The 22346-nt window shown below is 40.7% G+C and carries 19 protein-coding genes; 12 read left to right on the forward strand and 7 right to left on the reverse strand.

Going from position 1 to position 22346, the window contains the following annotated elements; translation table 11 throughout:
- Positions 1-76 precede the first annotated feature (76 nt).
- Positions 77-1003, reverse strand: coding sequence for an endonuclease/exonuclease/phosphatase family protein (locus PSPO_RS13990; protein ID WP_010561411.1), 927 nt, complete (start codon positions 1001-1003; stop codon positions 77-79).
- A gap of 186 nt (positions 1004-1189) precedes the next feature.
- Between PSPO_RS13990 and PSPO_RS13995 the strand changes: the two genes are divergently transcribed.
- The 4 genes from PSPO_RS13995 (at position 1190) to PSPO_RS14010 (ending at position 7071) form a co-directional block, all read left to right on the forward strand.
- Entirely contained in the window at positions 1190-2041 is an 852-nt protein-coding gene (locus PSPO_RS13995) for a D-hexose-6-phosphate mutarotase (RefSeq protein ID WP_010561410.1), read from the forward strand.
- Positions 2042-2132: 91 nt separating this feature from the next.
- On the forward strand, positions 2133-2657 hold the full coding sequence (locus tag PSPO_RS14000) for a PH domain-containing protein (protein ID WP_010561409.1): 525 nt from the start codon (positions 2133-2135) through the stop codon (positions 2655-2657).
- Entirely contained in the window at positions 2647-4158 is a 1512-nt protein-coding gene (locus tag PSPO_RS14005) for a PH domain-containing protein (RefSeq protein WP_010561408.1), read from the forward strand. The genes PSPO_RS14000 and PSPO_RS14005 overlap by 11 nt, the downstream gene beginning before the upstream one ends.
- 96 nt (positions 4159-4254) lie before the next feature.
- Positions 4255-7071 (forward strand): TolB family protein, encoded by a 2817-nt coding sequence (locus PSPO_RS14010; protein WP_010561407.1) that lies wholly within the window; start codon positions 4255-4257, stop codon positions 7069-7071.
- A 52-nt stretch (positions 7072-7123) separates the two neighbouring features.
- Here the strand turns inward: PSPO_RS14010 and PSPO_RS14015 are convergent, their stop codons facing one another.
- Entirely contained in the window at positions 7124-9883 is a 2760-nt protein-coding gene (locus tag PSPO_RS14015) for a PKD domain-containing protein (RefSeq protein WP_010561406.1), read from the reverse strand.
- Between the two features lie 179 nt (positions 9884-10062).
- Complete coding sequence (locus PSPO_RS14020; RefSeq protein ID WP_010561405.1) at positions 10063-10608, reverse strand: glutathione peroxidase; 546 nt, start codon at positions 10606-10608, stop codon at positions 10063-10065.
- Between the two features lie 225 nt (positions 10609-10833).
- Here PSPO_RS14020 and PSPO_RS14025 point away from each other — a divergent pair, with 225 nt between their 5' ends.
- On the forward strand, positions 10834-11430 hold the full coding sequence (locus PSPO_RS14025; RefSeq protein WP_010561404.1) for an acyl carrier protein phosphodiesterase: 597 nt from the start codon (positions 10834-10836) through the stop codon (positions 11428-11430).
- Here PSPO_RS14025 and PSPO_RS14030 read toward each other — a convergent pair.
- The gene (locus tag PSPO_RS14030) at positions 11411-11710 is read right to left on the reverse strand and encodes a DUF6482 family protein (RefSeq protein ID WP_010561403.1); all 300 of its coding nucleotides are present in this window, start codon (positions 11708-11710) and stop codon (positions 11411-11413) included. The two genes, PSPO_RS14025 and PSPO_RS14030, sit on opposite strands and share 20 nt — an antisense overlap.
- Before the next feature lie 105 nt (positions 11711-11815).
- On the opposite strand from PSPO_RS14030, the gene PSPO_RS14035 reads away from it, so the two are divergent.
- Positions 11816-12163, forward strand: coding sequence for a thiol-disulfide oxidoreductase DCC family protein (locus PSPO_RS14035; RefSeq protein ID WP_010561402.1), 348 nt, complete (start codon positions 11816-11818; stop codon positions 12161-12163).
- Here PSPO_RS14035 and PSPO_RS14040 read toward each other — a convergent pair.
- Positions 12160-12822, reverse strand: coding sequence for an MliC family protein (locus PSPO_RS14040; RefSeq protein ID WP_010561401.1), 663 nt, complete (start codon positions 12820-12822; stop codon positions 12160-12162). The two genes, PSPO_RS14035 and PSPO_RS14040, sit on opposite strands and share 4 nt — an antisense overlap.
- Before the next feature lie 107 nt (positions 12823-12929).
- Here PSPO_RS14040 and PSPO_RS14045 point away from each other — a divergent pair, with 107 nt between their 5' ends.
- The 5 genes from PSPO_RS14045 to PSPO_RS14065 all read left to right on the forward strand — a co-directional run bounded on the left by PSPO_RS14045 (position 12930) and on the right by PSPO_RS14065 (position 18567).
- Positions 12930-13838 (forward strand): DUF808 domain-containing protein, encoded by a 909-nt coding sequence (locus PSPO_RS14045; RefSeq protein WP_010561400.1) that lies wholly within the window; start codon positions 12930-12932, stop codon positions 13836-13838.
- Positions 13839-14245: 407 nt separating this feature from the next.
- Positions 14246-15025, forward strand: coding sequence for a deoxyribose-phosphate aldolase (deoC, locus tag PSPO_RS14050; protein ID WP_010561399.1), 780 nt, complete (start codon positions 14246-14248; stop codon positions 15023-15025).
- Positions 15025-15762, forward strand: coding sequence for a purine-nucleoside phosphorylase (gene deoD / locus PSPO_RS14055; protein ID WP_010561398.1), 738 nt, complete (start codon positions 15025-15027; stop codon positions 15760-15762). Before deoC ends, deoD begins: the two co-directional genes overlap by 1 nt.
- 58 nt (positions 15763-15820) lie before the next feature.
- A complete protein-coding gene (locus PSPO_RS14060; RefSeq protein WP_010561397.1) occupies positions 15821-17995 on the forward strand; it encodes a cation:dicarboxylate symporter family transporter in 2175 nt (724 codons plus the stop codon).
- An 86-nt stretch (positions 17996-18081) separates the two neighbouring features.
- Positions 18082-18567 carry a hypothetical protein gene (locus PSPO_RS14065; RefSeq protein WP_010561396.1) on the forward strand — a complete coding sequence of 162 codons (486 nt, stop codon included), beginning with the start codon at positions 18082-18084 and terminating at the stop codon, positions 18565-18567.
- Between the two features lie 9 nt (positions 18568-18576).
- Here the strand turns inward: PSPO_RS14065 and PSPO_RS14070 are convergent, their stop codons facing one another.
- Both PSPO_RS14070 and exaC read right to left on the reverse strand, forming a co-directional pair.
- Positions 18577-19509, reverse strand: coding sequence for a tetratricopeptide repeat protein (locus PSPO_RS14070; RefSeq protein ID WP_010561395.1), 933 nt, complete (start codon positions 19507-19509; stop codon positions 18577-18579).
- 211 nt (positions 19510-19720) lie between these two features.
- Positions 19721-21241, reverse strand: coding sequence for an acetaldehyde dehydrogenase ExaC (gene exaC, locus PSPO_RS14075; RefSeq protein ID WP_010561394.1), 1521 nt, complete (start codon positions 21239-21241; stop codon positions 19721-19723).
- Between the two features lie 167 nt (positions 21242-21408).
- Here exaC and PSPO_RS14080 point away from each other — a divergent pair, with 167 nt between their 5' ends.
- Entirely contained in the window at positions 21409-22287 is an 879-nt protein-coding gene (locus PSPO_RS14080) for a helix-turn-helix domain-containing protein (protein WP_010561393.1), read from the forward strand.
- Positions 22288-22346 lie beyond the last annotated feature (59 nt).

A 22346-nucleotide genomic window follows, 5' to 3' on the forward strand; every position in this document is an offset into this window, starting at 1 on the left:
ACAGGTTTATTTATATGCGAAGAGTAGAGAAAGGTTAGAAAGAAAAGAAAGCGCACTATCGTGCGCTTTCTTTCAACTATTTAATTGATAGCGTTAAACTTATTGGGCAGTGATCACTTAACATATCTTTGTAATCTAGCTCGCCTTGCTTACCAAACGCGTCTACTTTTTGAGAGCCATCAACAACCCACTGAGTTGAAATTGGGCCGGTAATAATGTGATCGATTGGTGCTTTGTATTTAGGATGGCAACTTTTTAAGTTTTGCATACTGCTTAACAAAATACGTTCGCCGTCTTCTTTGCTTAGCTCTTGCCAAAAACTATTATTTTGATCAACCAAGCGATGGTTAAAATCACCTAGTACAACAAACGCTTGCTTGTTTTCAACACGCTGGTTAACCCAATTTTCTAAAATAGGCCCTTGCTGCTGATAAGTAGTACAGGCTTTTTTAGTATCTTTGCGATAGTCGCTAACAAAGCAACCGCTTTTCATATGCACGTTCAGTAGTTCTAGCTGACCATTATTAAGACTAATTGAGGTACCGTAGCGTAACCCTGGGTTATCAAGGGCAAGTGCTTTAAAGTCACCTTGAGCGATGAAGTTAATACCTTTTTTTATAACAAATGCTGTACGCTGCGGCGTTGAAAACAAACCATCGTGACCGCGGCACTCATACGCCTCGTTATCGGCACGACTTGAAACCACATATTGCCACTGTGATTCAGGGAAAACGCGCTTAAGCGCTTTTTCTGACTGCACTTCTTGCAGTGCAACTATGTCGGCGTTTAAGGTTGCGGCATAACTTGCGAGCGCTTGGTAATCAGCTTGGCTACGTGGCTTACAGCCTTTACCAACCTCGTCAGCTAAATGCTCAATATTCCAGCTCACTAATTTTAAGTTAGTAGTATCACTTGCTACAACACTCGGCGATGACACCTGTTCTTGTTGCTGACAGCCCAGTAACGCTGCCACTGCTGCAAGTGCAATAAGAGATTTTTTCATGTGTGTGTTCATATTGTGAAAAAGAATTTCAGTATATCAAGGCAAATAACTAAATCACATGAAGTTTGCGATAAGATGACGTTAGTTTACTTAGAACTATATGAAATTTACTGATTTGCTAATTGATCACGCATTAGTTATCTTGTTTTCTGCATTAAATTAAGTTCCCTTTTACAAGGATGCCTTATGAATTTATCTCCTTCTGTTACCGTTAAGCATACTGATTCAGGACTAGAGTACCTATCAGTTGAATCGAGCTTTTGCAGCGCTAAAATTTTTCTCCAAGGCGCGCAACTTACCGAATTTACGCCAAAAGGCAAAAAGCCTTTAATTTGGGTATCGCAAGATGAAGACTATCAAGTCGGCAAAGGCGTTCGCGGCGGTATTCCTATTTGTTGGCCTTGGTTTGGCATGAGTGCTAATGACGGTTGGCCGCAACACGGATTTGCCCGCACTATGCTTTGGCGCGCAGAAGAAGTGATAGAAAACGACAATAATATTGTTGTGAGTTTTTCATTGCCGATGGGCCAAGTAAATCCAGAATACTGGCCACATCAATCGAGTTTAAAAGTCGTATTCACGCTGAGCGATAGTTTGCACATCGCGCTGGTAAACACGAATACTGGCAATGCGGCATTTGAGTTAACACAAGCGCTGCATACCTATTTCCCTACCCCTAAAATTGAAAACACCACAGTCGATGGCCTGCAAGGTGCTAACTATATTGAGTTTGGCGAAGGCCCATTTGCACAAAATGACATTGTCAATTTTGCCCGTGAAACCGATATGGTTTATCAAAACACTCCTTTGGTTCAAACCATTAATACGCCTGACGGTATTATTGAAGTTGGCCGTGAAAATTCAAGTTCGTGTGTGCTGTGGAATCCGTGGGTTGAAAAATCAAAGCGCCTTAGTAACTTTCGCGATGACGAGTTCCATACCATGCTGTGTTTAGAAGCCGCTAACGTGATGGATGACAAAGTGACACTGCAACCTGGCGAAAGCCATTCGTTAATTCATACTGTGCGCTGGCTTTAATCACGCTATATTGCCGAAAATCATAAAAACTCAGCATTTGCTGAGTTTTTTGCTTTAATAGGCAAAGATTATAAAAACAACGAGACATCACGTGTTTAGCAACCATCAAATTTCCGAACAAACACTACCAGACTTTACCCAAGCAGATTTTAAACCTTTGGATAAACTGGCAAGCAAAGAAGCACTGATTGGCACCTTTGTATTTTTAATACCAGCAAGTATCGCTGTTGTGATCTTTCTTTATTTTTTATCGCCAGTTGAAAATATCATAACCGCATTGGTTGCAGGTGCATTAGTATTGATAAACTTATACGTCGCTTGGTTTACCAAGCGTAGCGTCGCAATGACATCTATCGCACTGAGAGAACACGATCTACTATTAAAACGCGGAGTATTTTGGCAGCGCACCATTGCCATACCTTTTAATCGTGTTCAACATATTGAAACCCACCGTAATCCTATTGAACGCAAGCTCAAACTCGCCACGTTAAAACTGTTTACCGCTGGCGGTGCTGGCGCTGATCTCGAAATTCATGGTCTAAGCCAAGAGCGCGCCAGTAAACTAAGACAGTTTATCTTGGCAAACACCGCAAGTGAGCGTCACGATGATGAGTAATAGCAATACAGCCACTTGGCAAAAGCTGTCGCCAATTGCGATTATTTATTTTGTGCTGCACTTTATCGTGCGTTTTGTGAAAGACGGACTCATTAATATTGCGCCAGCCTTTGCTATTTGGGTCACCCAAGTTGAGAATAAACTGTTTTGGTTTGCTTCAGGTGCCAGCGTATTAGCATTGATTTTAGTGACTTACGCGACTCTTTATTACTTTAATTTTCGCTACAAAGTTACCGAGCACGAAATTATTTTGCGTAAAGGTGTATTTAAAAAAGAGCGCGTCACACTTAACTTTGCCAAAGTACAAAACGTTAATTTAGCAATACCATTTTACTTTTCGCCATTTTCAGCGGTGAACTGTCACTTTGATGCTGCAGGCTCAGCCCAGCAAGAAGTTGTGTTACCGGGGGTATCGGATCACTACGCAAATATGTTGCGTGACCAAATATTTAATTACCGAGCCAAGCCACAGCAAACCGAGCAACAAAGCAAATCGCAACAAGCTGTGCAGTCTCCTGATTTAACATTAGCGAATTTTGAAGTAGCAAAGTTTGGCTTAATGTCAGGCATGATGTTTTTAGTATTGGCAGCACTTGCGCCTTTCACTGAGCAAATTACTGACTATATTAAACAAGACTTTGCCGCGCCGCTTACACAGTTTTTTAATAATCTTGTGACCAATAATGAATATGCCGAGATGGCCGCGGGTGCCACCATTATTCTAAGCGGTATTGCCTTGTTTGTATTCGCATCGGTACTGGGCGCAATTATTCGCTTTTACAACTATGAACTTAGCTTAGAAAACAACAAAATAAAGCGTATTTCAGGATTATTTGAACGCCATCAAATGTCGCTAAGCGTTAGTAAAATTCAGTCAATTGAAGTCAAACAAAACTGGATTGCAAAACTGCTTAAACGCTACACCATTAACTGCAAACAAATTAATAACAGCCATGCAAATACGGTAAAAAAAGGACAGTCGTTAATTGTGCCTGTACTGACAAAAAGCCAAGTAAACGATGTTATGAATTTATGCTGGGATAAACAGTTAGACATTACTAATGTGCCATTTCAGCCAATCGCCATTAACTACTTTTACAAGACTTTCGTACTTTATTGGCTTCTGCCTATTTCCATCATTAGTGCCTTTTTATTTAAACCGCTACTTGATGGCGCGTGGCCAGTATTAATTGCACCATTATTACTGGGTATGATTTTGAGTTTTTTGCGCTACAAGCGCTTTGGCTTTTACTTTGACGGAGAGCAAGTGTTTACTCGAAAAGGGCTGATTGGCGTAAGTTATAAAGTGTTTAAAGGCTTTAAAATTCAACAAATTGCTACTACACAAACACCGCCAATGCGCAAACAACACATTAGTTCATTGCGCTTTCAGTTAGCGAGTGGTGGCATTAGCGTGCCCTATTTACCACAAAGTGATGTAAATGACGTTATGAACAGGCTAGTGCTGCTGGCAGAAACATCGAAAAAGCGCTGGATGTAACCATCAATAATTAAGATTAACCGCTTATCACTATTATTTTTTTTAGTTTTATGCGTGCAGTAAGCTAGCTCGCATAAAATTAAAGGAACAAATAATATGAAAAAGTCGCTACTCTCATTGATGGTTGCCGCAAGCTTTGCAACCTCAGCCAACGATAACTGGCAAACCATTGAAACTGAAAACTTTAAAGTTCATTTCCCGAAAGCTTACCAAAGCTGGGCTACATCAGCTGCCAACGAACTTGAGATTGTTCGCGAAAAAGTAAAAGAGCAGCAAAATCGTGTATTAGAAAAACAAGTTGATGTAGTTGTTTTCGACCCTTATAACCAGTCAAACGGTTTTGCTATTCCAAGCAGTGTTGACCCTATGATGGCATTTTTTGCCACACCTCCCCAGTCAGATACGGTTATTTCAAATAGTTCGGGCTGGCAGCAACTACTCGTATTGCATGAATACGTACACTTAGTGCATTTAGCACAGCCAACACGCAGTGAGTGGCGCCAAAAGCTACGTAACTTCTCAAGTGCCTATGATATTGCTCACAACCCAACACCGCGCTGGGCAGCTGAAGGCTATGCAACACTGCTTGAATCGCAAATGACTGGCCGCGGCCGTTTACACGATAACTATGTTGAATCGCTCATCACGCAATTTGCTAAAGAAGGAAGTTTGCCAAGTTATAGCCAGCTAAGCGAAGAGGATGGTGGCTATATGGCAGGTTCTATGGCGTATCTCGTTGGTGTGCGTTTTTTACAATGGCTTGAGCATAACTACAGCAAAGAACAATTAGATGCAGTATGGACACGTATGCAAGCGGTTAAAAAACGTGACTTTGATAGTGCGTTTACCGGCGTATTTCTTGAAAAGCCAAGTAAACTGTATCGCCGTTTTGTTGCGGAATATACCCATAAAGCACTAACACAAGAAGCAAATCAAACCGCACTTAAAACGAAACGCTGGTTTGATCTCAATTACATTCAAACGGCGCCGAGCCTGTCACCAGATGAAGACAAAATTGCCATTGTTAGTAAAGACAAAGAAGGCAATACCAAGCTCACAATTTATGCAACAGAAGAAAATGCTGACGCCATTAAAGAGTTTGAAGAAGCGCAAAAAGAGCTGCTAGAAGACGACGCAAAAGACATTGCAAATAGCAAACCCACCAGCTTTAAAAAAGAAACAAAAGACACCCTTAACTCTATTAATCGCAAAGGTATTTTAAACCCAGTTTGGCGTGATAATAGCACGCTTGTATACGGTGCATTTAGCGTTGCTAACAACGAAATGAATACACTGCACCAAGATCTCTTCAGCTGGAACAGCGAGACTGGTGAAACCAAACAACTTACTCAGTTTGCTAATGTGCGCCGCTTTACCTTAGCTGACAACAATACGGCTTATGCCGAGCGCGTTGAATATGGCTACTCACAGCTGGTAAAAATTGATTTAACGTCGGGTGAAATGAGCGATTTAACCCAGCCATCACTACAAACAGTTTACGACTTCCCACAATACCAAAATAACAAACTGGCTTATCTTAAAACTGAGCTAAACCAAAATTGGGCGTTATGGGTAAAAGATTTAACATCAAATAACGATGTAAGTGTGCCAATGCCAAAGGGCTACCAATTTTTGTCATACCCGAAATGGAGCGAAAATGGCGAAAGTATTTACTATGTTGCAGGGGTAAATGGTCAAACTAATCTTTATCGTTATACCTTTGCATCAGATAAGTTAGAGCAGCTAAGCGCTGGGCAGCAAGTTATGCAATACCCAATGCCAAGCAAACAGCATGGTTTACTGTATTTAGCGGTTAATTCTGAAGGCCCTGATATTTACCAATTAAGTGACAATGCAAGTGTAACTGAAGTAACAGAGCGCGCATTATCACCAAAAGCCGCAACCGATAAAGCAGAGCAGCCAAGCTTACCGCCAGCTAAGATTTATCAGCAAACGCCTGGCGCACAGCGCGATTATTCTCCATCAAATCAAACAATGTCGTTTACACTTGCTGAGCAATACAATAGTGCCAGTACTGCACTGTTACACGTGGGTGTAAAAGGTAAAGATCTGCTCAATAAGTTGAGTTGGCAATTTGGTGGCGCAATCGACAATAAAAATGCTTTAAACGGTGCTTATTTAGACGTGAAATATCAACTCGATAAATGGCAATTTTTAGCACACGCATTTGATTATAAACTTAAAGCCGCAAATCAATATCAACACCCTGATGTCTTAGCTGCTGAGGAAGACGCTACCGGAGCCTATCTGCAGGCCAGTTACCCTTATCGCAACGGGGCATTTAAATTGAATAGTCATCTTGCTTATGGCTACAAAGATATTGGTGATAGCCATAACCAATGGCTTGCTCTCGGCGCGAATCAAATTTGGCAACGTGATTGGCAAACATTTGCGATTGGTCAAACTGCATCTGCACGTATCTACAGTGGTGATAGCTCACATGGCAGTTGGCAAGGCTTTGATGCAAACGTAGCGCTATTCGGTAAAGCTTGGAATATGCCACTTTACGTTGATTACCAAACAAAACAACGTGATGACATGCTAATGAATATTGGTGGCTTCGCGTCCAGTTTAATTAAGCCAGAAGCACAAGCTGATCGCTCACTCATTAATGAACTACCGTTTTATACCGCATTAAGTGATGATTATCAGCGCTTTGGGGCTGGGTTTGCGTTTAAGCAAAATACACCATGGCTTTATGTATCGCAGCATGAACTCAATAATAGCGAACTTGCCACTAGCTACGGAATTAAGTTAAATAGCCAATTCGACTTTGCCGTCGCACCTTCTGTATTAAATGATATTAATATTGATTTTGGCATTGCCAAAATTGAAGGCGATACCATTCAAGATGAGGTACGGGGCTGGATTGGTCTATGGTATAGCCTGTAACAACAGACTAGAAAAGTAAAAAGAGAGGCTTAGCTAAGCCTCTCTCTTTTAATTATTGTGCCGGTATTTCTGCCAATCCCCAACGCATATCTAACTGCTTTTTATCTGCGTCGGTACATGTGCCGCCCGCTTCATGCAAACAAATAGTCAAAGTATCTCGCTCAAACTGCTCAAGCGACATTTGCATTGATTTACCCGCTAACGTGAAATAAGCAATACCATTATCAAGATAGTAGGCAGTTTCTTCATAATCACCATTAGCGTAATTTATACTTAACGCATTGTTATATGCGCTGGCGTCTTCGCCTAACTGTGTTTGATCAAAGTGGTATTCGTTAACAGAGCCACTATTGAGATGCTCAACCAAATACAAGTTTTGCAACAAACCATACTCAAATTTGTCATAGCCCAATGTTTCTTTCTTCTCTAATTTAAGCAACGTACTTACACCATATGCGCGCGAGCCTGTATTAGTAAACCCAGAAACTGTTTGCATAACATGATAAGAGTTATCGTTTGCTGCAAACAAACGATAAGATTCTTGACGATTTAATCGACAACGACCACCATCGGTAGAGCGACATAATTCAAGCGTTTCGTTATCAAGATAGGTTTCTAGGTGTAGAACTCCATTTTCGTCCACTCGCGCGATATGACTGTCCATATCAACACCGTTACGGGCAATGTTATCTTGATAAATAATTAATTCATTCGTAACGGATACTCTATCAGCATATGTAAGTTTGTAATGGCCATAGACGTCGTTTAAATTAAACCCCGAATTAGTTTGCTGCTTAAACATCATGCCATTACGGGCAAATTGTTGACTGCCATTTGTTACATCAGCAACAAATGCATAGCCAAAATTGTTTTTGTAAACAATGTAATAAGTGAAACGTATTTCGCTGTCACCACTTCCCGAAATCAGCTCTAAGTTTCCATCACTTAGCTGCCATTTCACTGTATCACTATAAAAGTCGGAACTGGGTACCTCTATTGTCGCTGAGCCATCAGCCATTAACGTTGCAATCGCGGGCTCTGAGTAAACGGCATTCGAAGGAGTAAATACATCGTCAATCACCCAGACACCTGGAATATCCGCAGCCATTAATTTATCAACGTCTTGTTTATCTGTTAGTCCACCAAACTCTGATTGCTGATAGTACTCGGTTACCACATTGCCATTATTATCAACACGGCGGAATTCTTCGTTCATCATGCCATGTTTCGTTTTATCTCGCGAAAACACATTATAAAATTCAGAGGTAAGAATTTGCTCATCAACCACTTCTGGTCGGCCATCTACAGCATATAAGTCATTCCTTAGTGTAATCGGAGTGTTATAAACAAGTTTAAGATTACCGAGTTCATTTATCTGCCACGTAAGCCCTGTACTATTACCATTCTCCAGAACAATACTGCCTGTACCATTTGGGTTAAGTGTTAGGTGGCGCCCGACACTACGTGTAATAATAGTCGGCGAAAATACCAACTGCTTAGTGCTATCTATTTGGGGGAATTTCGCAATATCAGTAGTAAAAATTGCCTGCGCACTTTCAGATGCCTCAAGCGCATATACATCATGCATACGCGTTTCAAATTCTCGCACAATATTTTCATTTGTTAGTAACTGCTCCATCGTAGTAATACCTGTTGGTAAGGCAAAAGCGGACCCTGAATTTCCTCCTAACAGCATGTCAATCATAGTGGCTCGCAATGTGACAATTTCAAAACTGATATTTTCATAGTTAGCCGTTACATGTTCAGATGTTGTTAAACTATCTTTACTATCAAACATATAAAACAGGGCTGTAGAGAAGCTACTTACGTTAACCGCAAAATACTCGTCATCCGTTAACACATTATCGCTGCCAGCAAGTTGTTTAAGGTCGCCTAAAGTAACTAACTGCGCAACAAGATTAAACTCAGGAAAAAATACCGAATTACTGGGTGCTGATAACTTAACCAAATGCGCGTCATAGCTTTCATCGAGTTCAACGGGCAAGCTAAATTCACCATTACTATTTGTTGTTGCTGTTAATGTTTGATCACCAACCGTTAAATTTACGGTTGAGTTAGCAGCGTTATTAACGCGGCCTTTCAAAGTAAATACTTGAGTTTGCGCACCTGCTTTTACTAGCAGCTGATGCTGTGCAGTCGCAACTGCGCCATCATCGTCGGTTACCATAACGGCAATAACAACTTGCTGATCTTCATCGATATCTGTTGTGGTGACTTTTACTTGTGCTTTATCGGTATCGCTTAACGTGACCCCTTCACCGCCAACTAGTTGCCATAAATAACTGACAATTTCGCCATCGTTATCACTGGCGGTAGCGGTAAGATTGAGCTCGCTCTGCTCATCGACTTCAGTAACCCCATTAATTACCACATTCGGCGCTTGGTTATTTACGTTATCGACAATTGTAAGTGTGTGTTCATCGCGCGCGGTGGCGCCATCATTATCGGTTACTGTAACACTAATGGTGATTTGGGTATCACTATCTACGTCTGGCAACGTTAGATCGACAGAGACTTGATCACTATTGTTTAAAGTAACGTTCTCACCAGATGTAATAGACCACGCATATTTGCTGATCGAGCCATCGCTATCGCTAGCCGCTGCATTGAGTGTAACAATACTCGCCTCCTGCGCGCTGTTGTCACCATTAATGGTTACAGACGGGACACGATTACCTTGATCGGGATTGGGTGATTTATCATCATTGGAAGAGCTGCCACAACCAGATAAAAATATAGATAGAGCTGTACTGTAGGCTAGAAAACGAAAAGAGGGAGCTGTTAACTTCATTGAATATCCTTATTGCTGAGGAATCACAAACACCCAATGTTTATGGCCTGCATGTAATTCCTTTTACATGTTTAAAGGTATTTTCACTGCGCCAACATGTGGCGCAACGTGTTCAGACTGTACCAAATATAGTGTCAGACTAAAACCATATGCACAGTATCAATTGTTTAAAAACGTAATCAAAGCGCTTTTTCTATCGCTTGCTTTAATTCATCACTTTGTGGTTTTACACGAGAGCCAAAATGCGTGATTGTTTGACGGTCTTTACTGACCAAATACTTATTAAAGTTCCAACTTGGCGAACGCGTTTTATTCGCTAAATGTTTAAATATAGGATTAGCATCACTGCCTTTTACATCACTCGTTGCCATCATATTAAACGTCACACCGTAATTGATAAAACACATTTCTGCGGTGTCTTTCTCATCATTTTCTTCTTGAAAGAAGCTATCAGATGGAAAACCCAACACAACTAAACCTTGTTCTTTATATTCTTTATGAAGCGCTTCAAGTTGTTCAAATTGAGGTGTAAAGCCGCAGTTACTTGCAGTATTCACAATCAATAGTGGCTTATCTTTAAACTGGCATAAATTGATGCTTTCTTTAGAGCGTAGTTTGCGGACATCTTGATTAGTAAAGTCATTACACTCGTTAGCCGAAACCGAAAATGCAAACAGAGATGGCGCGAGCAAAGAGGTTAAAATAATATTTTTTAAACGTTTCATAAGTGATTCCAGTTATTTTAATATACTAGGGTCTGATGACCTTTCGAGTTCGTTTTTGCAGCTGCCGCAAGGCTCGCTTTTGTCATTGTTGCTTGATGTCCGTTTAGATTACTAGGCTATACATTAAGCGCCTTAACAAAAACATGCTCAAACCGAGCATTGGAGCAACAAAGATCGTCAGACATCAAGTATACGGTTATTTTTACTTTTAAGATCGAACAAAATTTGAATTATTTTGCACATTTACACTTGGCTCACTTAACATCGACTAGCTTAACTGGCAACTTACTTGGCGACTTTGTGAAAGGCAGTCAGCTTAGTTTTCTGCCGGTAGAGTTAGAGGTAGGAATACGTTTACATCGTGGCATCGATAGCTTTACAGACGCTCATCCTGTGTGCCAACAATTTAAAAGTGAGTTTAAAGAAATACGTCGTTATGCTGGTGTCGGGCTGGATATTTTATTTGATCATTTACTGGCAAAACTGCTAGATACTAAGTATCAAACTTTGTGCACCTCCTTCTATCAAGTTTTGCAAGCTGAGCTTGCTCTGTACGGAGCAACTTTGCCCGAAAAATACCAAACCAAAACGTCGCGTATTATTAACGAAAACTGGTTTGCTAGTTACAGTCATCAGCAAGGTATTGAACTCGCCCTGCATAACACAGGAAAACGATTCAGAAATGCTGTTCCACTCGAAATATTAGTGGATTGGTACAATGTTAATTCTGATCGCATAGAGTCAAACTTTCAATTGCTTTACCACGACACCACTTTGTTTGCTCTAGGCAAGCGAGACGAGCTTATTGCTCGCCTAAACTGATTGTAATGCGAGTATCACTGCTTGTGTCGTTACCAATCATCTCATCATACGCTGTTTGAAAATGCAGACTTGCACTGGTAAACCCTAGCGACTTTAAACACGTTTCAGCTTCAAACATCGAGTTAAAAACCATGATTTTATCTTGCTCATCAGAAAGGGAATAAAAATTTCCGTCTTCATCTTCTGCGCCAACTAAATAATGATTGGCATCTGCATAGCCAAAAATGGTTGGGGTAAGTAAATGTCTTTCTATTTGATTTTTAAACTCATCTTTACGCATAACAATTACCTTGTTGGGTGACTTTTTAAGCAATACGGGAAAACTGCAATATTCGTTCAAACTTTTTTGAAGCCATTACGTATTACTAATGAAGGAGTTAAAAATATGAAGAACACTGTTTACTACGATGCACAATGCCCGCTTTGCAGCAAAGAAATTGCACTTTGGCGCAAGCTATCTGGCGAGCGGTTTGAATTTAAAGATGTCCATTCGCAAAACTTTGCTCGGCAACAACGAACCAATATGCTGAAGGTATTACACTTACGAGACGAAAAAGGCTCATGGCATATCGGGTTGAACGCAAACTTTAAACTGTGGCGCTCACACCCGATTGGCTGGGTCAGTTACTGTTTTTCAATTCCCGGTATTTATTGGCTGGTGAATCATTTTTATAATGTTTGGGCTGAACGTCGTTATGAAAAACGTTATGGCTGTGAACAGTGCCAACTTTAAAACAGCGCCCGACCGCAACCTGAGAACGCTTTGCCGTTAAACTGACCGCGTACGCTGGATGCAAACTTTTGACCAGACATAGTATCGGTACATGGTTTATTAATAATCTCAAATAATAGCGTGTTTTGGTTTTTAGTTAGTTCAAACATGCTGCTTTGTTCGGTTTCAATCGGTTTTTTATAAGGTAAGACAGTCTCAAACTGGCCGTAGTTAGTAAAATATTTAACGTGAACATTTGGTGTTATTTCAATTAACCAACCCGGCTCATTGCCAACTGCGCGAAAACTAACACCACGAAACTTTGCGTCTTGCCAAATAGCTTCTTGGCGGTTGTTAACACAGTTTTTATAAAGTGTTTGCTGGTAATTCACCATCGCATTGTCACCCTTTAACCAAACGTAATCCGCTGCTTTTTGGTATTTCGCACCCGATGCCGTTCTGGTTGGCTCAAGTGCGAGCGTTTGCTGAGGCAAAAACGCCCATAAAGTTTGCCCTTCTAATCGTGCGACAAAGCTCAAATCATTTTCGCATTCAAACATCATGGTAACAGCCTTTGTTGATGTTTCCGTTTGTGCACTTTCACTCTTTGACACAGACCCAACTGAATTACATGCACAGATCATCACTAGGCTCAAAAGCAACAAAACATGTCTTAACATCTTGATTCCTTTTACAGAGAAAAACACTATAGTTGTAAAAAGTTATACCAAACTATTTAACAGAAGTTGGATTAACTCTGCGTGAATTATAATTGAAGGAATAAAAAATGGCAGGAGCAAGCTTACTCACCCTCATAGATGATATCGCGACTTTGCTCGACGATATTGCGGTAATGAGCAAGGTAGCAGCAAAAAAAACCGCAGGTGTATTAGGTGACGACCTTGCCTTAAATGCACAACAAGTTTCTGGCGTAAAAGCCGATCGCGAGTTACCCGTTGTGTGGGCGGTCGCCAAAGGTTCCTTTGTAAATAAGTTAATATTAGTGCCATTAGCGTTACTTATCTCAGCTTTTGCACCGTTTTTAATAACGCCACTATTAATGCTTGGCGGCTTATTTTTGTGTTATGAAGGCTGTGAAAAAGTACTTGCTCCTTGGCTTCATGGTAAACATGCCGAGCAAAAAGAGCAGCAGATAGATATTCACAACAAACATTACGAGCAACAAAAAATCAAAGGCGCAATTCGCACCGATTTTATTCTCTCTGCCGAAATTATTGTTATTTCATTAGGCACAGTTGCAAGCGAAAGCTTTACCTCACAGCTATCTGTATTGAGCGTTATCGCAATACTCATGACCATAGGTGTGTATGGTTTAGTAGCGTTAATTGTGAAAATTGACGACGCAGGACTGCTATTAATAGAACAACCTCATGTTTGGCAACAGACCATTGGCCGCGGGCTGCTTTCTTTCGCCCCGTATTTAATGAAATTACTGGCAATTGTCGGCACGCTTGCAATGTTTTTAGTTGGTGGCGGTATTCTTGTTCATGGCAGTGACTTTTTACACCATCTTGTAGATGATCTCACTTTAGCAATCAATCAGTTGCTTAATACCGACCTAAGCTTTTTATTACCTACATTATTTAATGCCATTATTGGTTTTGTCGCCGGAACAATTGTAGTGGCCGCTACACTTTTGATTAGTAAAGCGAAGAAGCAACTTCGCAGCGCATAAAAAGATGAACTAGATCATTTAACACTTAATTAGCGCTAGCTGTTAGCAACAAAATAGCTGACAATAGCGCTTGGTATAAATGGATTTAAATTATGGTGCTAAGATCAGGAGATCGTTACAACCATAAGTCTTCAAGGAACCAAGTCCACTCATGTTCTTAGAGCATATGAGTGAGCTTATTGATCGAGAGTGTAACTCTCCCTCCTCAATTGTTCTGGGATTACTTTTATACCTATTCACTTAAGTAGATGAACATCCTAGCGAACTAAATATCATGCTAACTGCGTTAGAATTTATCAATGTAGAACAACTACATAAGAAATTTTCCGCCTTGTTACCATTTCATTTATCCAGCGCTACCCCTGATCACATACTTAACGGAATTGGTATTATATTTGGAGAAAAGTATGACCTTAAACACCCAATTAGATTTAACAGCCGCGGCAAAAATTACCCTACAATGCATGGACTTAACCAGCTTAACTGGCTCGGAAAGCAATGACGAAATAAGTGCCCTTTGTCAGCAAGCAAACAATAGCGCAGGCCATACCGCAGCTATTTGCATTTACCCACAATACATTGAATTTGCTAAAACACAGCTCAATTCAGATGTGAAAATTGCAACAGTAACCAACTTTCCACATGGCGAAAAAAACATTGATAAAGCCGTGTCAGAGACCAAGCAAGCTGTAAGCTTAGGTGCCGATGAAGTGGATGTTGTATTTCCTTACCGCACACTTATTGACGGCGACGAAACGCTTGGATTTGAACTTGTAAAACAATGCAAAGTTGTCTGTGGTGACACTGTTTTATTAAAAGTGATCATTGAATCTGGCGAGCTAAAAAGCGACGAGCTTATTGCGAGTGCATCACGCATTGCTATTGATGCAGGCGCCGATTTTATTAAAACAAGTACGGGTAAAGTGCCCGTAAATGCCACATTAAATGCGGCAAAAATCATGTTAGAAACAATTAAAGAAAGTGGCAAACAAGTTGGCTTTAAAGCCGCTGGCGGTGTACGCACAGTGACGGATGCCAAACAATACATTGAACTTGCCGCCAGTATTTTTGACCTTGATTGGGTTAACCCTGCAAACTTCCGTTTTGGTGCATCAGGCTTATTAGGTGATGTAAAAACCGTATTGCAAATCAATACCGCAACAGATTCAACACAAGGAGACTATTAATGGTCTCATTTGATCAAATTGAATTTGCAGCTACGCCGCACCTCAATGCAAAACAAAATGACTTTGCCGAAACCATTTTACTACCGGGCGATCCACTGCGTGCCAAATATATTGCCGAGCATTTTCTTGATGATGCTGTGTTAGTCAACGATGTACGTAATATGCTCGGCTATACAGGCTATTTTCAAGGTAAGCGAATTTCGGTTATGGGCTCTGGCATGGGCATCCCAAGTTGCTCAATTTATGCAAAAGAACTAATCACAGAATATGGTGTAAAAAACCTGATCCGCGTAGGCAGTTGTGGCGCGGTATCAAATCAAGTAGCACTACGAGACATCGTTATTGCCATGGGTGCCTGTACTGACTCAAAAGTTAATCGCATGCGCTTTAAAGGCCACGACTTTGCCGCAATTGCTGATTTTAACTTGCTGAACGTTTGTTTAGCACAAGCGAGTAAAACACAGTTACCAGTTAAAGTAGGCAATGTGTTTTCATCTGACCTATTCTATACACCGCAACCAGAAATGTTCGAGCTAATGGATAAAATGGGCATTTTAGGTGTCGAAATGGAAGCCGCGGGCCTTTACGGTGTTGCCGCAGAGTTCGGTGCAAATGCGTTAACCATTTTAACGGTTTCGGATCATATTACGCACGATACTCACCTAAGTAGTGAAGAAAGACAAACTTCCTTTGCTGAAATGATTACCTTGGCGTTACAAACAACCGCCAATTTATGATTAAATACAGGGCTTACAAGGGTCAAATGACCCTCAGCCCTTACTTATTTGTGGATCAATGAAGAAACTTATCGACTTTTTTGCGACTAAAAACCTCATGCTGTGGGCACTAATTGGCGGTGTCATTTTCGGTCTTATTTTTGGTGAACGGTTGGCGTTTTTACAGCCAGTTGGCAATGGCTTTATTAAGCTAATGCAAATTACAATTTTCCCGTATATTGTGGTTTCGCTGGTTGTTGGTCTTGGTAAGTTCGAACCCGATCAAGTACGCTCTATTTTACTTAAAGCGGCAACCGTCATGCTGTCGTTATGGGGGATTGGCTTATTTGTTATTTGGTGTTTTGCTTTTACATTACCTAAACACGATGCCGGTACTTTCTTTTCTACCGCGCTAATTTCCGCCAAGCAAGAAATCGATTTTGTAGCTCGTTATATCCCCTCTAACCCTTTTGCATCAATGGCTGAAGGCAATGTGCCCGCGTTAGTAATTTTTTGTATTGCTCTGGGCATGGCGTTAATGGGCAATGTGCGTAAAAGCAGTTTACTCAATATATTAGATGTTGTTGGTGAAGGGCTTTCTGTTATTTCAAAGAAAATCGTTAAGATTTTTCCAATTGGTATTTTCGCTATTACCGCAAGTTCAGCAGGCACTATGAGTGTTGACCAGCTTAGTACGTTGCAAGTGTATCTTGTGTTGGTAATTTTACTTGGCCTGTTTCTGATGTTTGTTTTGCTACCTATGCTGGTCGCGGCGCTTACACCGGTGAAATATCATGAGCTAATTGATGTTGCACGCAATGCGTTAATCGCTGCATTTACCACAGGTAATGTATTTATTACCTTACCCGTGATCACCGAAGGCATTAAAAGCTATATGCATAAAAACAATATTGCCGATGCCAATTCAGATCACATTGCCGAAGTGCTGGTACCAATTGCCTTTACGTTCCCGAGCTTAGGTAAGCTTACCACGCTCATTTTTGTATTATTTGCAGCATGGCTTACAGGCCATGAAGCAACCCTTGCTGATGTACCAAATATCACCATCAGCGCATTGTTCAGCTACTTTGCCAATGTACATATCGCAATTCCATACATGCTGGAAACCGTGCGCGTGCCAGCTGATACCTATCAGCTGTATTTGGCAATGTCAGTGATCAGCGCCAAATTTGTATCTCCAACTACTGTGGTCTATATCGTAGCTGTCACTTTTTTAAGTATTTTCTATGTGCGCAAGCAACTGAGTTATAAGCGTGCAAAAAGCATTTTATATTTTTCATTAATTGGGGGGTTATTACCCGCCTGCATGCTCGCGGCCTACACAGTTAACTCACAACTATTGAAAAGCTCACATGCCGCGGATGATATTATTGCCAACATGGTGGTAAGTGACAAAGTGCCTGAGCATGTACTAAATCATGTGCCAAAGGCATATGAAGATGGCAAGTTATCGCTTACCAATATAAGTGTAATTAAAAAACGTAATTTATTGCGCGTTGGTTACATTGCCGACAACGTACCGTTTAGCTATTTTAATCACAACAATGAGCTCGTTGGCTTTGATATTAGCTTGGCACATAAACTTGCCGAAGACTTGGGCGTACAGGTGGAGTTTATTCCATTTAAAAAGCCACAACTGGTGGAATACCTCAATAAAGGGTACTTTGATATTGCCATGTCGGGGCTGGAAATTAACCTAGATGATATCGAAAAGGTCTTGTTTACCGATCCGGTGCTTGAGCTCAAGCTTGCCTTAGTGACCCTTGACCATCGCAGTAAAGAGTTTCAAACCTTAGAAGCGCTGCAAGCCCATGAATCCCTTAACTTTGCCACCATAGAATACCAAGCGTTACTCGGTAAAGAATTTGAACGCAACAAACATTACACGCTTACCAATATTGCTAGCTATCGTGATTTTTTTGCCAACCCAGATAAGTACGATGCCTTGTTAATTAGCGCTGAAGCAGGCTTTGCTTGGACCATGTTTTATCCAGACTTTGGCGTTGTCGTTCCCGAGGGTTCAAAAGCGAAATACCCTACAGGATTTGCGGTTGCTAAACGTCACGATGACTTGGCAAATTACCTTAACTCGTGGCTCGATATTCGCCGTGCTAGTGGCAGAGTGCAAGAGGTCTACGACTACTGGATTTTAGGTAAAGGCAGTAAACCCTACGTGCGTCGCTGGTCTGTTATTGATGATATAATTCTTGAGAAATCAGATATTAAAGACTAGTTTATATATTAATTGCACTGATTTTATGAACAATCGCATAATAAGTAAAATTGGTATAACAACAATAAAACGCGTTTAGGACAGCCATGAATATTACCATTATGGGTAGCATCGCCCTTGCAGTATTCGCCATGATTTTTCTCTATGTGCGGGGTGAGAACTTTAAGCGCCAAGCGAGGCAGCTATCCAGTTCACTTGATGGGGCTAACCGCGAAACAAAATACCTAAGTGAAATCGTTATTGAGCTGGCGAAAGAAGAACAAAAACTACTGCGCGAACGCTTTATTAAAGTACAGCGTTTAGGCTCACCTAAAGTTGAACTGTTACGCTTTAGTGGATTACTTGTCGAAGCATCTGAAAGTGTGATTAGCGATTCAGCATTAGGCCATAAATCGGTGCAACAAGCCTTCAAACATTATGTAGCCAATTACACCCCTGTTGCTTTTGAAGAGTTTAATAGCTTTATTTTGCAACAAGACACACAGGTCAGACAGCTTTGGACAAAAAACAATATCCACAGCTATCTCGATTTGTGTAAAGTATGTATTGAAGATTTAGAGCGCGCTAGCTAATCTACGCGATTATTGACACAAACCTTGCTCATCACACAGCTGCTGCGCTTTGCTATGTCCTTGCTTAGCCGACAACGTTAACCAGTGCCCAGCTTGTACCCTGTTTTTATCTGTTCCTTCACCGGCTAAATACATTTTTGCCAGATTATACTGTCCCCAACTATCGCCTTGATCTGCTGCTTCACTAAAATATTCAAACGCTGTCGAAAAATCCTTTTCCTGATAGGCGGCAATGCCTTCTTGATTTGCTTTATTCAATTTAAAGCCTGCATATAAGGGCTTTGGATTGCTCGGCATAACAACAAAACCACCGAACAGTTTTAGATCTTTAGGTCGGTAAGCTGCATAGATGGTGTTATCGTCGTAAAAATCTTTTATTTGCTGCTGGCTAAAAGTCTGACTTTCACTAAAAAAATAGCCCTTTTGCACAAAATTGTCACTGCGCGCCGACAGTTTAAGGTCGCGCTCACGACTGTAGTTATAGCGACCGAGTTTTAAGGTGACCATATTATTTTCAGTTGCAACCACTTTAGCCGCGACAACTCGCTTTTGATAATATTCCTCTTTTAAAAACTTACTGTAATCAATAAAAAAGAAATCATTTATCTGCGGCTGGTTAACGATGTTTATTTCAATATTCTGTGCTTTAGTATGCTGCTGCCAAAGCCAATTCAGCATCAAAATGATTAATACAGTACCAATAAATTTGGTTAACACGTGAAATATCGGCACTTTCGAATATTGACTATTTTCAGGCACATTTTTAGCGCTACAATTGGCGCAATATGAAGCGCGCTCTAACGCAAATGGAAATAACGGAATTAAACCAAAACGAACAAACTTTAATTGTGTATGTGCTGTAACCGCGACTTGGTGACATTGACTACATTGAATATATTGCGGGTGTTCAAATGCTTGGTTTTTTATATTAAAAAATAGCATGTACAGTCCGTTGTTTTGGTTAATTTACGTTCTTTTTTACTGTAACTAGGCAAACAAAACAACCACTAAAATATTTTCTTACAACTAACAACTGTATAAAGAACATGTGTTTACAAAATCTTAACAGCGATACTTAATTCTCTTTGGCTAATAAAATAAAAAGGCTCTCAAATGAGAGCCCTAATTGCTTAGGAATAATTAAAAAGGGGAATTAAAAGAAACCTAAAGGACTATCGCTATAGCTTACCAACAAGTTTTTAGTATTTTGATAGTGTTCAAGCATCATTTTATGAGTTTCACGACCTACACCTGATTTTTTGTAACCACCAAATGCCGCATGCGCTGGGTAATGATGATAACAATTAGTCCAAACACGTCCTGCTTCAATTCCACGCCCCATGCGATACGCAAGATTCATATTTTTAGTCCAAAGTCCTGCACCTAAACCAAACTCAGTGTCGTTAGCAATTGCTAGCGCCTCAGCTTCGTCTTTAAAGGTTGCAACACTGACAACAGGACCAAAAATCTCATCGCGGAAAATGCGCATTTGGTTGTTACCTTTAAACAAGGTTGGTTGAATATAATAACCGCCGCCTAGCTCTTCAGATACTTGCTCAACACCACCACCCGTTAAGAGCTCTGCGCCTTCGTCTTTACCAATCGCTAGGTAACTAAGTATTTTATCAAACTGTTCTTGCGATGCTTGCGCACCAACCATAGTATCTGTATCAAGCGGATTACCGCGCTTAATTTGTTTAGTGCGATCAATAACACGCGCAATAAACTCATCATAAATGTCTTCCTGCACCAAGAGACGAGATGGGCATGTACACACTTCACCTTGGTTGAAAAACGCCAACACAGCCCCTTCAACACACTTGCTAATATATTCTTCATCTTGCTGCATAATGTCTGAAAAATATATATTCGGTGACTTACCGCCAAGTTCAACGGTGGATGGAATAATGTTTTCTGCGGCGCATTTTAAAATATGCGCACCAACTGGCGTCGATCCCGTAAACGCAATTTTTGCAATACGTGTACTGGTTGCAAGTGCTTGTCCAGCTTCGGCGCCAAAACCATTAACCACATTCAATACACCTGCTGGCAATAAATCACCGATGACTTCCATCAGCTTAAGAATTGATACAGGAGTTTGCTCCGCTGGTTTTAAGATAACGCAATTACCAGCCACAAGTGCTGGCGCTAATTTCCAAGCCGCCATTAATAATGGAAAGTTCCATGGGATAATTTGGCCAACAACGCCTAAAGGCTCATGAAAGTGATACGCCACCGTACCATTATCTATTTCACCAATTGAGCCTTCTTGTGCGCGAATACAGCCAGCATAGTAGCGGAAGTGATCAACACACAGTGGTAGGTCAGCAGCAAGTGTTTCGCGCACTGCTTTACCATTATCCCATGTTTCTGCAACTGCCAACATTTCAAGATTCTGCTCAATACGGTCGGCTATTTTTAATAGCAAGTTACTACGTTCTGTTACCGATGTTTGTGCCCATGCATCTTTTGCCTTATGCGCTGCGTCGAGGGCTAATTCAATATCTTTACCGTTAGAGCGAGGTATACGACAAATGACTTCTCCTGTTACCGGTGTTGTATTGTCGAAATACTTGCCGTCAACAGGAGCAACCCACTCACCACCAATATAGTTTTCATACTGCTCATTAAACTGTACTTTGGCATCTGCATGCCCTGGATTTGCGTAAATCATTTTGTTTCCTTTATGTGTGTTGTTATTAGAAGCTTTCTTCAACTTGAATAAGTGCTTCCTCAGACTAGTACTTCAAAATAATTGTTGCTTGACTCTGCATCCAAATAACTTGACTGAGAGTGCACAATTTAGCCATTATGAATCTCTACAAGTTTGGAGGAGCAGGTATGTTGTTACAGGAAAAACGCAGTAAAGTTAGCACCTTAATTGATAATCGAGCTGCATTTAATAGCGACCATGTACAACTGTGTGTTTACGATACCTATCAAGCTTGTGAGCGCATTCCATTTCATGCTGAACAATTAATGTTTTGTGCTATGCATACCGGTAAAAAAGTAATGCATCATAACAGCCTGCAACGAGGACAAGAATTTTTACCGGGACAAAGCTTTATTATTGCCGGAGGTGAACACGTTGAAATTGACTTTCCTGAGGCACATTTAAGCGCTCCGACATCATGTCTAACCATTGAAGTTGACAGTAAAAAAGTGCAGGAAGTAGCAGAGAGAATGCGATTAGAGCAAGCCTATTACAATGAGCAAAGCGCTACACTGCAGTTGAGCAATAACCCGTTTACTCAACAGCTTTATCAACGATTAGTTGACACCTTTAGCGAAAACCAGCAAGACCGAGAGGTGCTGATCGATCTTGGTATTAGTGAGTTGCTCGTACGCATGCTGCAAGATCGATCGCGCGAATTGGTGTTGCAGCATTGCAATCACAAAATTGGCCATAACGGATTGCAATCGGCCATTAGCTTTATAAAACAAAATTTAACTAAGCCAATCTCAATTGAAATGTTATGTAAAAGTGCAGGTATGGGACGCAGTAAGTTATTTTTAGAATTTAAGCGCCAATTAGGCTGCACACCACAAGCTTTTATTGTTGAACAAAAGCTAACAGCGGCTGCAGCAAAACTTAAACAAGGAACTGCTGTTACTCAGGTATGCTACGACTACGGATTTAGCGAATTAAGCTACTTTAGCCGCCGATTTAAAAAAACATTTGGCTGCAGCCCAAGAACCTACCAAAACCAAACAGTTTAAATTTTTTCATCTATTAATTACTTAAATAGATTGAAAAAACACCGCAGCTCTGTATTATA

Origin of the sequence: Pseudoalteromonas spongiae UST010723-006, assembly GCF_000238255.3 — a bacterium.
In the GTDB taxonomy this organism is placed as follows: Bacteria; Pseudomonadota; Gammaproteobacteria; order Enterobacterales; family Alteromonadaceae; genus Pseudoalteromonas; species Pseudoalteromonas spongiae.

Bases quoted from the DNA above. Each gene is read 5' to 3' on its own strand.
- PSPO_RS13990 (WP_010561411.1), bottom strand. From the start codon at position 1,003: ATGAAAAAATCTCTTATTGCACTTGCAGCAGTGGCAGCGTTACTGGGC.
- PSPO_RS13995 (WP_010561410.1), top strand. From the start codon at position 1,190: ATGAATTTATCTCCTTCTGTTACCGTTAAGCATACTGATTCAGGACTA.
- PSPO_RS14005 (WP_010561408.1), top strand. From the start codon at position 2,647: ATGATGAGTAATAGCAATACAGCCACTTGGCAAAAGCTGTCGCCAATT.
- PSPO_RS14010 (WP_010561407.1), top strand. From the start codon at position 4,255: ATGAAAAAGTCGCTACTCTCATTGATGGTTGCCGCAAGCTTTGCAACC.
- PSPO_RS14015 (WP_010561406.1), bottom strand. From the start codon at position 9,883: ATGAAGTTAACAGCTCCCTCTTTTCGTTTTCTAGCCTACAGTACAGCT.
- PSPO_RS14020 (WP_010561405.1), bottom strand. From the start codon at position 10,608: ATGAAACGTTTAAAAAATATTATTTTAACCTCTTTGCTCGCGCCATCT.
- PSPO_RS14030 (WP_010561403.1), bottom strand. From the start codon at position 11,710: ATGCGTAAAGATGAGTTTAAAAATCAAATAGAAAGACATTTACTTACC.
- PSPO_RS14035 (WP_010561402.1), top strand. From the start codon at position 11,816: ATGAAGAACACTGTTTACTACGATGCACAATGCCCGCTTTGCAGCAAA.
- PSPO_RS14040 (WP_010561401.1), bottom strand. From the start codon at position 12,822: ATGTTAAGACATGTTTTGTTGCTTTTGAGCCTAGTGATGATCTGTGCA.
- PSPO_RS14045 (WP_010561400.1), top strand. From the start codon at position 12,930: ATGGCAGGAGCAAGCTTACTCACCCTCATAGATGATATCGCGACTTTG.
- deoC (WP_010561399.1), top strand. From the start codon at position 14,246: ATGACCTTAAACACCCAATTAGATTTAACAGCCGCGGCAAAAATTACC.
- deoD (WP_010561398.1), top strand. From the start codon at position 15,025: ATGGTCTCATTTGATCAAATTGAATTTGCAGCTACGCCGCACCTCAAT.
- PSPO_RS14060 (WP_010561397.1), top strand. From the start codon at position 15,821: ATGAAGAAACTTATCGACTTTTTTGCGACTAAAAACCTCATGCTGTGG.
- PSPO_RS14065 (WP_010561396.1), top strand. From the start codon at position 18,082: ATGAATATTACCATTATGGGTAGCATCGCCCTTGCAGTATTCGCCATG.
- PSPO_RS14070 (WP_010561395.1), bottom strand. From the start codon at position 19,509: ATGCTATTTTTTAATATAAAAAACCAAGCATTTGAACACCCGCAATAT.
- exaC (WP_010561394.1), bottom strand. From the start codon at position 21,241: ATGATTTACGCAAATCCAGGGCATGCAGATGCCAAAGTACAGTTTAAT.
- PSPO_RS14080 (WP_010561393.1), top strand. From the start codon at position 21,409: ATGTTGTTACAGGAAAAACGCAGTAAAGTTAGCACCTTAATTGATAAT.